This window comes from Christiangramia aestuarii, assembly GCF_009735585.1.
In the GTDB taxonomy this organism is placed as follows: domain Bacteria; phylum Bacteroidota; class Bacteroidia; order Flavobacteriales; family Flavobacteriaceae; genus Christiangramia; species Christiangramia aestuarii.
In genome coordinates this window covers 362,127-375,351 of the sequence record NZ_VJVW01000004.1, presented here as the reverse complement: position 1 = coordinate 375,351, position 13,225 = coordinate 362,127, and the positions used below count along the sequence as shown (strand labels likewise).

The window sequence follows — 13,225 nt, the reverse complement described above, 5'->3', positions numbered from 1 at the left end:
ACCAATAAAATAATGAATCAATTAATCAATGGAATATAAAAAGAATATAGTTCTTGATAAATCCATTGAGTTTTCACTGGAGCTTATAGATTTCTGTGAAAGACTGAGGACTGAAAAGAAATTCGTGATAGCAGACCAGTTATTACGTTCAGGTACAAGTATAGGTGCAAATGTCCATGAAGCTCAAAATTCAGAAAGTAAACTTGACTTCATTCATAAAATCAAAATAGCTCTAAAGGAGTTTGAGGAAACAAAGTATTGGATGACATTGTGCGAAAAATCGCAAAGGTATCCTTACGAGGAAGGTCTAAAGACTAAACTTGATGAACTAGGTTTGATACTTTATAAAATAATAAGTACCAGTAAAAACAGTCTGAAGAAATAATTGATTCATCGCTTCATTTTTAAATTGAATAATTATGCTTGATAAAAACGGAATAGCACAACGAATTGCCAAAGAGGTTAAAGATGGATACTATGTGAACCTGGGAATTGGGATTCCTACCCTTGTAGCCAATTTTGTTCGTGATGATATACAGGTTGAATTTCAAAGTGAGAACGGAATTCTTGGGATGGGACCTTTCCCTTTCGAAGGAGAAGAGGATGCCGATCTTATTAATGCGGGGAAGCAAACCATTACGGCCCTGCCCGGAGCAAGTTTTTTCGATTCTGCTATGAGTTTCGGAATGATTAGGGGACAGCATGTAGACCTGACCATCCTGGGCGCCATGGAGGTTGCCGAAAATGGAGATATTGCCAACTGGAAGATTCCGGGGAAAATGGTAAAAGGTATGGGCGGAGCCATGGACCTGGTCGCTTCAGCAGAAAATATTATCGTGGCCATGATGCATACCAATAAAGCAGGGGACTCCAAGTTGCTTAAGCGATGTACGCTTCCCTTGACCGGCGTTGGTTGTGTTACCAAGATCGTGACCAACCTGGCCGTACTTGAAGTTACCGAGAACGGATTCAAATTAATTGAAAGAGCTCCGGGAGTTAGTGTGGAGGAAATTCAAAAGGCTACCGAAGGAAAACTTATCGTAGAGGGAGATGTTCCTGAAATGAAACTTTAAAATATTCAGGATTTTTATCAAAATCCTAAACATAAAAGGGCGTAGGCGGGCAATGTGTTGTGATTACTCATAAACTTTAACATTGTTGGTCTACGCCCTTTCGTTTCTACATTTCAAAGGATTTCGACTATCGATAAAAGGCTAAAAACATCGATAAAATACATTTAAATTTCATAAAGCATTCATAATTACCTACTTTGGGGGCGCAAAAAAACCAAACTAAAACCCTTAAAAGTGAGAAAACAATTACTCTACAATTCCGTGATAATCGCGGGATTAAGTCTTTGTTCCTTTCAGGCAATCGCCCAGGAAACCGACAAAGACGTAAAAAAACGTGTAAATGACGAAAGAGGCAAACCCAGCCTTATCGTCTTTAAAGAAAATTCAAGTTTTAATGCCAGTGACCATCGGCGGCTGTTCAAAGAGCAGTTGCAGCTGAATGAGCGCTCAGATTTTGCCAGAATAAAATCTGAGAAGGATAAGGCGGGATTCAAGCATGACAAGTACCAGATGTATTACGATGGGGTAAAGGTAGAATTCGCTACTTATTCCATACATTCAGAATCTGGTGCACTCCAGTCCATGAGCGGGGAATTTTACCGGGTAGAAGAAGTAGATACCAGGGCCGGGATCCCAAAAGAAGTTGCCTTCAGAAAGGCACTGAATCGTATTGGTGCCAAATCTTATCTGTGGCAGGATCCCGAAAGTGCTGCGAAGATCGGTTATAAAAAGCCGGAAGGAGAACTGGTACTTTTACCTACTCAGAAAATTGAACAGGTAGGGGAGAGAAAGTTCAAGGAAGAGGTGCGCCTGGCTTATAAATTCGATATTTACGCGACAGACCCCGTTAGCAGGGGGAACATTTACGTAGATGCCCAGAATGGCCAGATCCTGCTTTATGACGCGATAATCAAACACTTGGGTGATCATGCTCACGGAAGCTCCACAAAGGCTGCTACGGCTTCTAAAATGAGTTCTTCTGCAATGTTCGCTATTGGTACTGCTGCCACCAGGTATAGCGGTTCCAGGAATATCCAGACCTCGACAAGTGGATCTTCTTATATCCTATCTGATGTTACCAGGGGTAACGGCGTACAGACCTACGATATGAATACCGGGACCAATTATAGCAATGCGGTAAATTTTACCGATAATGATAATAACTGGACCGCTGCAGAACACGATAACGCCGCGAAAGACAATGGTGCACTGGATGCACACTGGGGCGCGGAACAGACCTACGATTATTTTTCCAGCGTGCACAGCAGGAACAGTTTTGATAATCAGGGAGCTGCGATAAGAAGTTATGTGCATTATGACAATGCTTATGATAACGCTTACTGGAATGGGAGCGTGATGACCTATGGTGATGGTAGCGGTACTTATTTTGATATACTAACCTCTCTGGATGTGGCTGCACACGAAATTGGCCATGCCGTTTGTGAGAAGACCGCCAACCTTGCTTATCAGAAAGAATCCGGGGCCATGAACGAAGGTTTTTCCGATATCTGGGGAGCCTGCGTTGAATATTACGCCACACCTTCGAAATCTACCTGGCTTATAGGGGAAGATATTGAAAGACGTGCCGGCAGCGCGGCTTTAAGATCCATGAGCGATCCTAATTCTGAAGGCCAGCCAGATACCTATGGCGGGACATATTGGAAAAATGTGAACTGTACACCTACAGACCAGAATGACTATTGCGGGGTACATACCAATAGCGGGGTGCTTAACCACTGGTTCTATATACTTACTGCTGGAAAATCTGGAACCAATGATATTGGAGATTCTTACAATGTAAATGGGATAGGTATAGATAAAGCGGCCCAGATCGCTTACAGGCTGGAAAGCGTATACCTCTCGGCTAACTCTACCTTTGCTAACGCGAGGACCTTCGGAATCCAGTCGGCCATAGATCTTTATGGAGCCGGTTCTGCGGAAGAGATCGCGGTGACCAATGCGTTCTACGCCGTTGGGGTAGGCTCTGAATATGGACAGATAGAATACTGTTCTTCTAAAGGGAACAGCGTTGCCGATGAATATATTAGCCGTGTACAGCTGGGCTCGATAGATAATGCATCTACCGCTACAGGTGGATATTCAGATTTTACTTCTGTATCTACCAGCCTTACTAAAGGAAATTCAAATACCATAACTATCACCCCAACCTGGACCGGAACTGTTTATAGCGAAGGTTATGCGGTATGGATAGATTATAACCAGAATGGTGATTTTGGAGACTCGGGAGAACTGGTTTGGAGCAAGGCCGCTTCCAAGACCAGCCCTGTTTCAGGATCCTTTACCGTGCCTGCAAGTGCCCTGAACGGTGAAACCCGTATGAGGGTTTCCCTGAAGTACAATGGGGTGCCTACAGCCTGTGAAACCTTCAATTATGGTGAGGTAGAAGATTATACGGTGAACATTGGAGCCGGGGCAGCCGATACCGAGACGCCTACTGCGCCATCAAGTCTTGTCGCCAGCGGTACTACCCAAACAAGTACTACGCTTTCCTGGACTGCTTCTTCAGATAATGTGGGAGTTTCAGAATATGACATCTATTTAGATGGAAGTCTCTTAGGTTCCACGGCCTCCACCAGCTCGAACATCACCGGGCTTGCTGCTGCAACGACCTATAGTTTTTACGTGAAGGCAAAGGATGAAGCTGGAAATGTTTCCACCAAATCCAACACTATTTCTGTGACCACTCAGAGCAGCTCGGTTTCCTATTGCAGCTCTGGCGGGAATGATTCCAGTTACGAATGGATAGACCTGGTACAGCTTAACGGACTTAACAATGCTTCAGGAAATGACGGTGGTTATAAGGATAATACCGCTCTTTCTGCTGGCCTCCCTTATGGCTCGAACACGATCTATATCAGCGCAGGATTTTCTGGAACAGCTTATACCGAATACTGGAAGGTTTGGATAGATTACGATAAGGATGGAAGTTTTGAAGCTTCAGAACTTGTGGTAAGCGGTTCTTCTTCCAGCAGTGCCACCCTTTCTGCCAGCTTTACGGTACCAACCACGGCTGCTGCAGGAGCCACCAGGATGAGGGTTTCCATGAAATATAATGCAGCTCAAACAGCCTGTGAGACCTTTTCTTACGGAGAGGTAGAAGATTACACTGTAAATGTAGGGCAATCTTCAGCTGCATTTGCCCAGACCGGCAATGCGAACTATAATGCACAGGTTCTTGGGAAAGAGGAAAATATCTTCGACGCCAGGCTTTATCCAAATCCTGTAGTTACCGGGAATATCATCAACGTGAATACTCCAGATAACAGGAAAATGGATTATAAGATCTTTAATTCTGTAGGCTATGAGGTGGCTTCAGGAAAAGTGAACAATACGATCAACGTAGCCAAGCTTACCAGCGGAACCTATATAGTCAGGTTTAGTGACGGCCAGAAGGAGATCGTTAAGAAATTTATTAAGAAGTAGGGGAATGTAGCTGCTGCTAAATGAAAAAGGCCGGAAAAAATTCCGGCCTTTTTTTATGCGAAAGATGTTGAATTTTCTTCTATGTCTATCAGGAAATTTATAGCATCATCCTGGGTGATAAGCTCTCCCCGGGAATTGGCCTGGGAAAAATATTTATACCAGCCCACGGTCTTCAAATTGCTTTCCAGTACTTTAACTTCTTCTATCGAAGGCATTTTCCAAACCGTCATATATCTGTAATCGCTGCGATATGGAGTATGTTCGTCGTTACGGGCCCATCCCAGGTTTTCCACTCCGCTGGCCTTCATGTTCTTGATGCGTTTATGCATCTCTTCCATCATGGTCTTTCTTTCTTCGCGGTCAAGTTTCATCCATTTGGTGGTGACGTTCCACATTTCAATATATAAATACATAATTTATGATTTATTAGTTTAGACTTACTTAAAGTTAAACATTTAGAAGGTGGAACTCCAAGTTATTCTGCCTGAATAACAGTATTTTAAGAATAATTTATACCGAAGAAATCTCTGAATCTGCCAGCAGGGGTTCCTGCCTTAATCTTAAGATCACCTGGGCGATCGCGATCACGTCCCTTTCGCAATATTGCACGATGCGGTCCAACTCGCCATTCTCATAATAGACCTCCCTTACCATAGAGCCGTCTATGTCTTCTTTGGGAGAAGGGATGCCCAGGACATGGGTGAGCAGTTTTAAGCTGGTGTAATGTTTGTAGTCACCGAATTTCCATAGTTCCAGCGTATCCAGATGGGGCACTTCCCAGGGTTTTTTCCCGAAAAGGTTGAGTTTTGAAGGTAGCCGCATATTGTGGATCAGCATCCGGCGGGCGATATAGGGGAAATCGAATTCCTTCCCGTTATGGGCGCATAATAACTGGTATGGCTGAAAAAAATACTCTTCCAGCAATTGATTGAAATCTCTCAGTAACTGTTCTTCTTCCCCTTTAAAACTGGTTATCCTGAAATTCCGGCTTCCATTCCTGAAACTGAAATATCCTGCAGAGATACAAATGATCTTTCCGAACTCGCTCCAGATGCCGGCCTTTTCATAAAACTCTTCTGCGGTAAAATCGTCCCTGCGCTGGTATTTGGATTTTTCGTCCCAAAGGAGCTTCTTTTCCTCGTCCATTTCAGAATAATCCCGGAATTCGGGTACGGTCTCGATGTCCAGAAAAAGTACATTTTCCAGGTTAAGCTTATGTAGCATGATTCAGCATTTTGTAAGTCTCATCAATATACATATAAAAATCCTTGTAGTGTTTATCGCCTTTTTCCTTGCGAATGAGTTTACGTCCCAGCCTTACGATCACCAGATCCTCCTCCGGGATCATTATAACGTACTGGCCTAAAACTCCGCGCATATAAAAGATTTCCTTGCCTTTATGATCGCTCAACCAGAATCCATACCCATAGTAAGGAGTTTCTTTGAACCTGGGTTTTGAGGCCATGACGATATAAGACGAATCCAGAAGCTGCTTCCCCTGCCAATCTCCATAATTGATGAATAGCTTACCGAATTTTGCAAAATTGCGGGCATTGCTGGCGATACAGCAATAGGCTTTTTCCATCTCATTTTCCTCGCTGTCTAGTTGCCAGAGGGCATCATCGTTCATTCCTAAAGGTTTCCAGAAACTTTCACTAAGGTATTCGCTCAGGCTTTTTCCTGATGCCTTTGCGATGACCATTCCCAGCAACTCGGTATTTCCGCTGAGGTATTCAAATTCTTTTCCGGGAGTTTCGGTCACTTCAAGTTCAAGGATCTGTTCCTTGAGGTCATCTCCAAAATAACCCCGTGCGGTGGAGCTAAAAGGGCTGTAATAGTTTTCATCCCAGTTAAGGCCTGAAGCCATGGAAGAAAGATCTCCCACCGTTAGGCCCTGGTTGAACTCTGGATAGAAATCTGCCACAGGTTGTTCTGTATTTTCAATATATCCGTCCTGAATGGCTTTGAACATAAGAGCGGTGACTATGCTTTTTGCCATTGAAAAGGAATTTGTTCTCGAAGTATCTGTGTAGCCGTTATAATATTTTTCGAACCAGATACTGTCATTTTTTATAATGAGGAAAGCCGCGGTCTCAAGTTCACGGTTAAGGCTATCCAGGCCTGAGGTTGCCTTTACCTCGTTATATTCTTCGTGTAAGGGCCATTGCTGGACGCTATCGGCATTCTCTATAACCGAGTTCTCGAAATATGGATAGTCGTCTATAAAGGCTGTTGTATGCCCCGTAAAGTAGACAGTGCTTACCGCTTTAAAGATGTATCCGTACCCAAGCACATAAAGCAGGAGAGAGGCGAAAAGTAAAAATCCCAGGAAAAATAAAAGTATGCGTAGCAGTTTCTTCATAGGATGAATTTAATGAATTTTAAAAAAGACTCTGCTGTACCGGTGGGTTTTCAAGTTCAAGCAGCCACTTTTTGCGAGACAAACCTCCAGCATATCCGGTAAGTGAGCCGTCGCTGCCTATCACCCGGTGGCAGGGTACCACGATCCAAAGAGGATTTTTGCCATTTGCTGCAGCCACAGCCCTGATGGCTTTTTCGTCTCCCAGTTGCCGGGAAAGTTCCAGGTAGGAAATAGTGGTGGCGTAGGGAATCTCGGTAAGTTTATTCCATACTTTTTTCTGAAAATCGGTGCCTTCTGGATTAATTCGAAGATCGAAATTCAGCAATTTTCCTTTGAAATAATCCTGAAGCTGATTTACCGCAGGTAGCAGTTCTGCCGGAATTTCATTGGAAACAGCTCCTTCGTCTAATACTTTTATGGAAGTGAGGCCATTTGAATCCCCGGTAATTTCGGCGATTCCCAGCGGAGTTTTAATTCTCGCTTTTTTCATTCTTTTCTTCCTTGTTTTCCTTTTCCTCGTCGCTGGTTTCCTGGTCCTGTTTTCTCTGGATAAGTCCTAATCTTTTTGCGCGGCGTTCCCAATTCTTCCTGGCAAGCATCTGCATATCTTCCACGCTGTCGCTTTCGTCCATGATCTCCAGTCCCAGCAGGGTTTCTATGATATCTTCCATGGTCACGATCCCGGTCACATTCCCATACTCGTCCACGATCATGGAGATATGTGCCCTTTTTTGAACGAATATTTCGAATAGTTCAGGGATTGGTGTATTGTCTTTGGTAACCAGGATATCCCGTTTGATATCGCTCAGGGACTGATGCCCTTTTTCATCGATCACTTCTTCCAGCACATCATCTTTCAGGATAAACCCTGAAATATTGTTGGAACGCTCCTGATAAACCGGAATTCTTGAAAATTTAAGGTTTCTGTGGTTCTGGTAAAAATCCTTCAGGGACATGCTTTCATCTTCAGTAATAGCTACCGAGAACGGAGTCATCACATCCTTGGCTTCCACAGATTTAAACACCAGCAGGTTCTTGATCACGGTGGTCTCACTTTCTTCAAAAACACCTTCCTCTTCGGCGGCATCGGTAATGGCGGCAAACTCTTCCCGGCTCATGCTGCTTACGTGTGCCGACTTTCCAATAAGTTTTGTGGTAAGCATCATCAGCCAAAGGATTCCTGTATACTTCAGTGGGAAGATCATTATCTGTAAAGCCTTGGCGGTAAAGTTACCAAGGGATTGCCAGTAGGTTGCTCCAATGGTTTTCGGGATAATTTCAGAAAGCACCAATATGGCCAGGGTCATGATCGCCGAAACAATGCCCACAGAGTTACCCCCGTCGCCAAAGGTCTTTTCCGCCTGAACCCCCACCAGGATAGCACCTACGGTATGGGCGATGGTGTTGATGGTAAGGATGGCAATAAGAGGTTTATCTATATCCTGTTTTAGGGTTGCCAGTATTTTCGCGTAATGTTTACCTTCTTTTCTCTTGATCTTAATGTAAGATGGCGTAATACTCAGCAGCGATGCCTCGAGTATGGAGCACATAAAGGAAAAGAAAATAGATAATGCGGCATAAATTAATAATAAGGCCATGTGCTTAATTGACTGTTAGACTAGCTAATTTATATATTCTGTAGGCATTTTCATTAAAAGAAATGATAAAAGGGAATTAAAAAAGCCTTCCTTTTAGAAAAGAAGGCCTTTAAAACTAACTAAAGCAAGGTTCAAACTGCCAGATTTTTCTGCAGCAGTTCGTCCCACTTTTTTGCTTCGTTCAGCCTGATGTCGGCATCTGTGCTGTCGTAATCATCTTCATCGTAGAAGCAGATCTCTGCCAGTTTATCCTGTTTCTTTCCAGCCAGTTCCAGGGCGATATGCACCATCCTGTCTTTTTTGATATTTCCGGAAAAACCGGTTTCTAGGGTCCTGGCAATCCTTACCTGGCTTACCTCTTTCAGGTCTAAAACCTGAGCTTTATCCAGGTCGCCAAACTCCAGGATGATCAGTTTCTTATGAATGCTGTCAAATCCCAGGGAAAGATGTCCGAAGCTTTCCATTTTGTCAAGTTTCAAATGATTTTTTGAAGCGATCTGTACCAGATCTTTTTTGATTTTGTTTTCCTTCGCTTTCTGGTTAAAGAGTATATAGGCGATGGGGAACATAAAGACCGCGAAAAGCAACAGCCCAATGCTTAATGAGTTGATATCCATTTTTATAAAATTTAGTAATTAATGATGTTGCCGCGTGATCGGGAATCTGGCGGAACTTTTGTTGCCCGAAAAGGCAGGAATAACGAGACTTTAATTACCAGAAAAAATGGAAAGGGAAGATCTGTGTCTTGAGAAGTTGCTTCCCGTTTATTTCAAATTCTGAAAATATCCCTTCATTTTTAATGGGACTTTCAGTAGGGAATGCATAATGTAAAAAGGAATTGGTAGATGAGGTTTTGTTCTCATCTTCAGAAGTGATTCTTAGGTCCAGGCCTGCGGTGAATTCCTGGAACAGGACCGCTTTTTTGTTCTGGTTGGCTACCAGGTATTCACCGGGCACTGAAGCAAGATCTAAAACAGGACCGGAGTGTGCAAAAGCATTTGCTGAGGTCCATAAAAAGACCTGCAGCAATAGGAGGGATACTATAAAATGCTTTCGATTTTTCACCTCATAAAATTATGTAGAAAATCGATTCGAAAGTGAAAACTCCCTTTATATTTTGTTGGGAACTAAGAAATTAATTTCACGGCTTCCTTGGCGAAATAGGAGGCGATCATATCGGCTCCTGCGCGCTTAATGGCGGTAAGCTGTTCCAGTACCACCGCATCATGGTCCAGCCAGCCTTTTTCTGAAGCCGCTTTGATCATGGCATATTCCCCGCTTACCTGGTAAACAGAAACCGGTACGTTTACCACGTTCTTAATGTCTCTAACGATATCCAGATAACAAAGTCCAGGTTTTACCATCACTATATCGGCACCTTCATCGATATCCATCATAGTTTCCCTGATGGCCTCATCGCGATTGGATGGATCCATCTGGTAGGTCTTTTTATCTTTTGGGACCTCCTGCGCATCTACCGGGGCAGAGTCCAGCGCATCGCGGAAAGGACCATAAAAAGCCGAGGCATATTTCGCCGAATAGCTCATGATACCGGTATCATGAAATCCTTCATCTTCCAGTAAGCTGCGAATTTCAAAAATACGTCCATCCATCATATCGCTGGGAGCCACAAAATCGGCTCCTACCTTAGCGTGGGAAAGTGACATCTCTGCCAGGATCGCTGTGGTGTCATCGTTCAGGATCTTGCCATCTGCGATCACTCCGTCATGGCCAAAAGATGAATACGGATCTAAAGCGACATCGGTCATTACCAGCATTTCCGGAACGGCATTCTTAACAGTTTTCACTGCTCGTTGCATCAATCCCTCCGGATTAATGGCTTCAGTCCCTGCGTTATCCTTCAGGTTTTCTGGAACCTTTACGAACAGCAGGACAGATTTTAATCCCAGACCCCATAATTCCTTTACTTCCTTTTCAATAAGATCGAGGCTATACCTGTAATATCCCGGCATGGAAGCGATCTCTTCCTTCACGCTCTTTCCTTCAACAATAAAAAGAGGCACGATAAAATCATTGGGAGAAATGATGGTTTCACGCACTAATGACCTGATGGCTTCATTGCTTCTTAGTCTTCTATTTCGGCGTAGTGGGAACATATTTTTTCAATTATCAATTGTCAATTCTCAATTATTTTCAGACCCAATTAACGGGCTTTTTCAATACCTCCAGAAGTTTTGCTTCTTCGCTTCCCGGTTCGGGATGATGATCATATTTCCATTGTACATGCGGAGGAAGGCTCATCAGGATGCTTTCTATGCGTCCGTTGGTCTTTAAACCGAAAAGCGTTCCCTTGTCGTGTACAAGGTTGAATTCTACATATCTTCCTCGTCTTATTTCCTGCCAGGTCCTGTTTTCATCTGTATAAGGCAGGTCTTTTCTTCTAAGAACTATTGGCACATAGGCGTCCAGGAACGAGTCTCCAACATCGGTCACGAAATCGTACCAGTCTTCGATCTTCATATGCCCGTCTTCCTTTAGATAATCAAAGAAAAGTCCGCCGATACCCCTGGCTTCCCCGCGATGGGAATTCCAGAAATATTCGTCGCATTTCTTTTTGTAATCTGAATAGAACGAGAACCCATGTGGGGTACAGGCCTTCTTGGAAACCTGGTGAAAATGCTTTGCGTCTTCTTCGAAAAGATAATAGGGGGTAAGGTCCTGTCCTCCTCCAAACCACTGGTCTATCACACTGCCATCCTTTTCATACATCTCAAAATATCTCCAGTTGGCATGAACGGTTGGCACCATAGGGTTTTTGGGATGGATCACGAGGCTTAGCCCACAGGCAAAGAAATCTACGTCTCCAACCTTGAAATATTGTTGCATGGCCGGGGCAAGCGGACCGTGTACGGCAGAGATGTTCACTCCGCCTTTTTCGAAAACAGCTCCATCTTCAATAACCCGGGTTCTGCCGCCTCCACCTTCTTCGCGCTTCCATAGATCTTCCTGGAATTTTGCTTCTCCATCTATCTCTTCCAGCATCGAGGTGATCCTGTCCTGTAATTCCTCTATATATTTATAGAACTTTTCCTTCATAAATTAGCCCTGGTATTCTTTTACTGCGTCTACAAACGCCCTGGCATTATCTACGGGGATATCTGGTAAGATTCCATGTCCCAGGTTCGCGATGTACCTATCTTTTCCGAAGGCATTGATCATATCGTTCACCATATATTTTATTTCCACAGGCTTGGAATATAACCTTGCGGGATCAAAATTCCCCTGCAGGGTGATCTGCCCGCCGCTTAGGTACCTGGCATTCCTGGCTTCACAAGTCCAGTCTACACCCAGCGCCGAAGCTCCAGACTGTGACATTTCCTTTAAGGCGAACCAGCAGCCTTTTCCGTAGGCGATCACCGGCACCTCATCTTTAAGGGCATCGATGATCTGCTGCATATATTTCCAGGAGAACTCCTGGTAATCCTTTGGTTCTAAAAGTCCGCCCCATGAATCGAAAAGCTGGATGGCATCTACCCCGGCCTTCACTTTTTCCTTAAGGTAGGCGATCGTGGTATCGGTGATCTTCTGAAGTAGGGTGTGCGCCGCGATAGGTTCCATAAAACAGAATCTTTTCGCTTTGTCAAATGTTTTTGAACCTTGTCCTTGCACGCAGTAACATAATATGGTCCATGGAGAGCCCGCAAATCCTATAAGTGGGACATCGTCGTTAAGTTCCTGTTTCGTGAGCTTAATGGCTTCAAAGACATACTCCAGTTCCTCGTTCACATCTGGAACTATAACTTCCTCAACCTTTTTCGGGGTATTCACCGGGTTTGGTAACCATGGTCCAACTCCGGGTTTCATTTCTACCTCAATGTTCATCGCCTGCGGCACTACCAGGATATCGCTAAAAAGTATCGCGGCATCAGGGCCAATCTGCCTTATGGGCATTACCGTAATTTCTGTAGCCAGCTCCGGAGTCCTGCAACGGGTAAAGAAATCGTACTTTTCCTTTAGTTTCATGAAATCGGGTAAATACCTTCCCGCCTGTCTCATCATCCAAACCGGTGGACGTTCTACAGATTCTCCTTTTAATGCCTTTAAAAACAGGTCGTTCTTTATCATTTCCTGATATTTTATTTATTCTTTAATTCTGAAACCACCTTGGCGATCACATTTTCTATCGCAGGTTTAGAGGCAACCACTATCTTTTCTGAATGTTTTGCAGCCTCGGCAGCGGTTGTTTCTCCAATGCAGAAGGCGGTAGTGTTCAGTTTGTTTCTTTCAGTAAAACTTTGCACCCCGCTCGGGCTGAAAAACATGATCCCGTCAAATTCTGAATCGAATTTCCTGAGATTCAAACTGGTGTTATAAACCCTGGTTTCCTTGTATTTTATATTATTTTCTTCCAGTAATTTCGGCAATTCATCCCTGCGCCTGTTTCCACTGAAGAAATGAAATTCTTTATTCTTATGATCCTGGCTTATTATCAACGCCAGGTCTTTTGCATTATTTGCGGTCAACAGCACATTATAGCCAATTTCCCTGGCCAGGGCCGTGGTCTTCTCTCCCACGCAAAAGCAATTTTTTATTTCGGGTCTTTTCTGTGACACGGCTTTCACAGCATTCTTGCTGGTAAAGATCACATACTCTATAGTCTCCTGTTTGAGTTCAATTTCTATGGATTCTATCTTTATGGCGTTATATTCTATCAGGCCGATACCAGAGTTTAACAATAGCTCTTTCTGGTTTAATTTGAGCTTTTTAGTAGAAAGAACCGTCGCCAT

14 protein-coding genes are annotated in these 13,225 nt (G+C 43.7%); 3 read left to right on the top strand and 11 right to left on the bottom strand.

The genetic code is table 11. The annotated features are described in order from the left end of the window. Positions 1 to 28 precede the first annotated feature (28 nt). The 3 genes from FLP08_RS12060 to FLP08_RS12050 all read left to right on the top strand — a co-directional run bounded on the left by FLP08_RS12060 (position 29) and on the right by FLP08_RS12050 (position 4,517). Entirely contained in the window at positions 29 to 385 is a 357-nt protein-coding gene (locus FLP08_RS12060) for a four helix bundle protein (protein WP_156276989.1), read from the top strand. Between the two features lie 34 nt (positions 386 to 419). Further along, positions 420 to 1,073 (top strand): CoA transferase subunit B, encoded by a 654-nt coding sequence (locus tag FLP08_RS12055; protein WP_156276988.1) that lies wholly within the window; start codon positions 420 to 422, stop codon positions 1,071 to 1,073. A gap of 234 nt (positions 1,074 to 1,307) precedes the next feature. Further along, positions 1,308 to 4,517 (top strand): M4 family metallopeptidase, encoded by a 3,210-nt coding sequence (locus FLP08_RS12050; RefSeq protein WP_162431056.1) that lies wholly within the window; start codon positions 1,308 to 1,310, stop codon positions 4,515 to 4,517. 53 nt (positions 4,518 to 4,570) lie between these two features. Here FLP08_RS12050 and FLP08_RS12045 read toward each other — a convergent pair whose 3' ends face one another. The 11 genes from FLP08_RS12045 to FLP08_RS11995 form a co-directional block, all read right to left on the bottom strand. Then, positions 4,571 to 4,930 carry a DUF6616 family protein gene (locus tag FLP08_RS12045; protein WP_156276987.1) on the bottom strand — a complete coding sequence of 120 codons (360 nt, stop codon included), beginning with the start codon at positions 4,928 to 4,930 and terminating at the stop codon, positions 4,571 to 4,573. A 97-nt stretch (positions 4,931 to 5,027) separates the two neighbouring features. Continuing rightward, positions 5,028 to 5,741, bottom strand: a complete 714-nt coding sequence (locus tag FLP08_RS12040) for a 3'-5' exonuclease (RefSeq protein ID WP_156276986.1) — start codon at positions 5,739 to 5,741, stop codon at positions 5,028 to 5,030. Further along, positions 5,731 to 6,879 (bottom strand): serine hydrolase domain-containing protein, encoded by a 1,149-nt coding sequence (locus FLP08_RS12035; protein WP_156276985.1) that lies wholly within the window; start codon positions 6,877 to 6,879, stop codon positions 5,731 to 5,733. Before FLP08_RS12035 ends, FLP08_RS12040 begins: the two co-directional genes overlap by 11 nt. A 19-nt stretch (positions 6,880 to 6,898) precedes the next feature. Next, positions 6,899 to 7,369: a methylated-DNA--[protein]-cysteine S-methyltransferase gene (locus tag FLP08_RS12030; RefSeq protein WP_156276984.1), complete on the bottom strand. Its 471-nt coding sequence runs from the start codon at positions 7,367 to 7,369 to the stop codon at positions 6,899 to 6,901. Further along, positions 7,350 to 8,477, bottom strand: a complete 1,128-nt coding sequence (locus tag FLP08_RS12025) for a CNNM domain-containing protein (RefSeq protein WP_156276983.1) — start codon at positions 8,475 to 8,477, stop codon at positions 7,350 to 7,352. The genes FLP08_RS12030 and FLP08_RS12025 overlap by 20 nt, the downstream gene beginning before the upstream one ends. Positions 8,478 to 8,608: 131 nt before the next feature. After that, positions 8,609 to 9,094 carry a hypothetical protein gene (locus FLP08_RS12020; protein WP_156276982.1) on the bottom strand — a complete coding sequence of 162 codons (486 nt, stop codon included), beginning with the start codon at positions 9,092 to 9,094 and terminating at the stop codon, positions 8,609 to 8,611. Between the two features lie 94 nt (positions 9,095 to 9,188). Next, positions 9,189 to 9,542, bottom strand: a complete 354-nt coding sequence (locus tag FLP08_RS12015; protein WP_156276981.1) for a hypothetical protein — start codon at positions 9,540 to 9,542, stop codon at positions 9,189 to 9,191. 62 nt (positions 9,543 to 9,604) lie between these two features. After that, positions 9,605 to 10,594: a porphobilinogen synthase gene (gene hemB, locus FLP08_RS12010; RefSeq protein WP_156276980.1), complete on the bottom strand. Its 990-nt coding sequence runs from the start codon at positions 10,592 to 10,594 to the stop codon at positions 9,605 to 9,607. 37 nt (positions 10,595 to 10,631) lie between these two features. Beyond that, complete coding sequence (gene hemF, locus FLP08_RS12005; protein ID WP_156276979.1) at positions 10,632 to 11,534, bottom strand: oxygen-dependent coproporphyrinogen oxidase; 903 nt, start codon at positions 11,532 to 11,534, stop codon at positions 10,632 to 10,634. 3 nt (positions 11,535 to 11,537) lie between these two features. After that, a complete protein-coding gene (hemE, locus tag FLP08_RS12000; RefSeq protein WP_156276978.1) occupies positions 11,538 to 12,563 on the bottom strand; it encodes a uroporphyrinogen decarboxylase in 1,026 nt (341 codons plus the stop codon). An 11-nt stretch (positions 12,564 to 12,574) separates the two neighbouring features. Next, the gene (locus FLP08_RS11995) at positions 12,575 to 13,225 is read right to left on the bottom strand and encodes a uroporphyrinogen-III synthase (RefSeq protein WP_156276977.1); all 651 of its coding nucleotides are present in this window, start codon (positions 13,223 to 13,225) and stop codon (positions 12,575 to 12,577) included.

Excerpts from the sequence above, each read along its gene's own strand:
- FLP08_RS12060 (WP_156276989.1), top strand. The coding sequence starts at position 29 with ATGGAATATAAAAAGAATATAGTTCTTGATAAATCCATTGAGTTTTCA.
- FLP08_RS12055 (WP_156276988.1), top strand. The coding sequence starts at position 420 with ATGCTTGATAAAAACGGAATAGCACAACGAATTGCCAAAGAGGTTAAA.
- FLP08_RS12045 (WP_156276987.1), bottom strand. The coding sequence starts at position 4,930 with ATGTATTTATATATTGAAATGTGGAACGTCACCACCAAATGGATGAAA.
- FLP08_RS12040 (WP_156276986.1), bottom strand. The coding sequence starts at position 5,741 with ATGCTACATAAGCTTAACCTGGAAAATGTACTTTTTCTGGACATCGAG.
- FLP08_RS12035 (WP_156276985.1), bottom strand. The coding sequence starts at position 6,879 with ATGAAGAAACTGCTACGCATACTTTTATTTTTCCTGGGATTTTTACTT.
- FLP08_RS12030 (WP_156276984.1), bottom strand. The coding sequence starts at position 7,369 with ATGAAAAAAGCGAGAATTAAAACTCCGCTGGGAATCGCCGAAATTACC.
- FLP08_RS12025 (WP_156276983.1), bottom strand. The coding sequence starts at position 8,477 with ATGGCCTTATTATTAATTTATGCCGCATTATCTATTTTCTTTTCCTTT.
- FLP08_RS12020 (WP_156276982.1), bottom strand. The coding sequence starts at position 9,094 with ATGGATATCAACTCATTAAGCATTGGGCTGTTGCTTTTCGCGGTCTTT.
- hemB (WP_156276980.1), bottom strand. The coding sequence starts at position 10,594 with ATGTTCCCACTACGCCGAAATAGAAGACTAAGAAGCAATGAAGCCATC.
- hemF (WP_156276979.1), bottom strand. The coding sequence starts at position 11,534 with ATGAAGGAAAAGTTCTATAAATATATAGAGGAATTACAGGACAGGATC.
- hemE (WP_156276978.1), bottom strand. The coding sequence starts at position 12,563 with ATGATAAAGAACGACCTGTTTTTAAAGGCATTAAAAGGAGAATCTGTA.
- FLP08_RS11995 (WP_156276977.1), bottom strand. The coding sequence starts at position 13,225 with ATGGCGACGGTTCTTTCTACTAAAAAGCTCAAATTAAACCAGAAAGAG.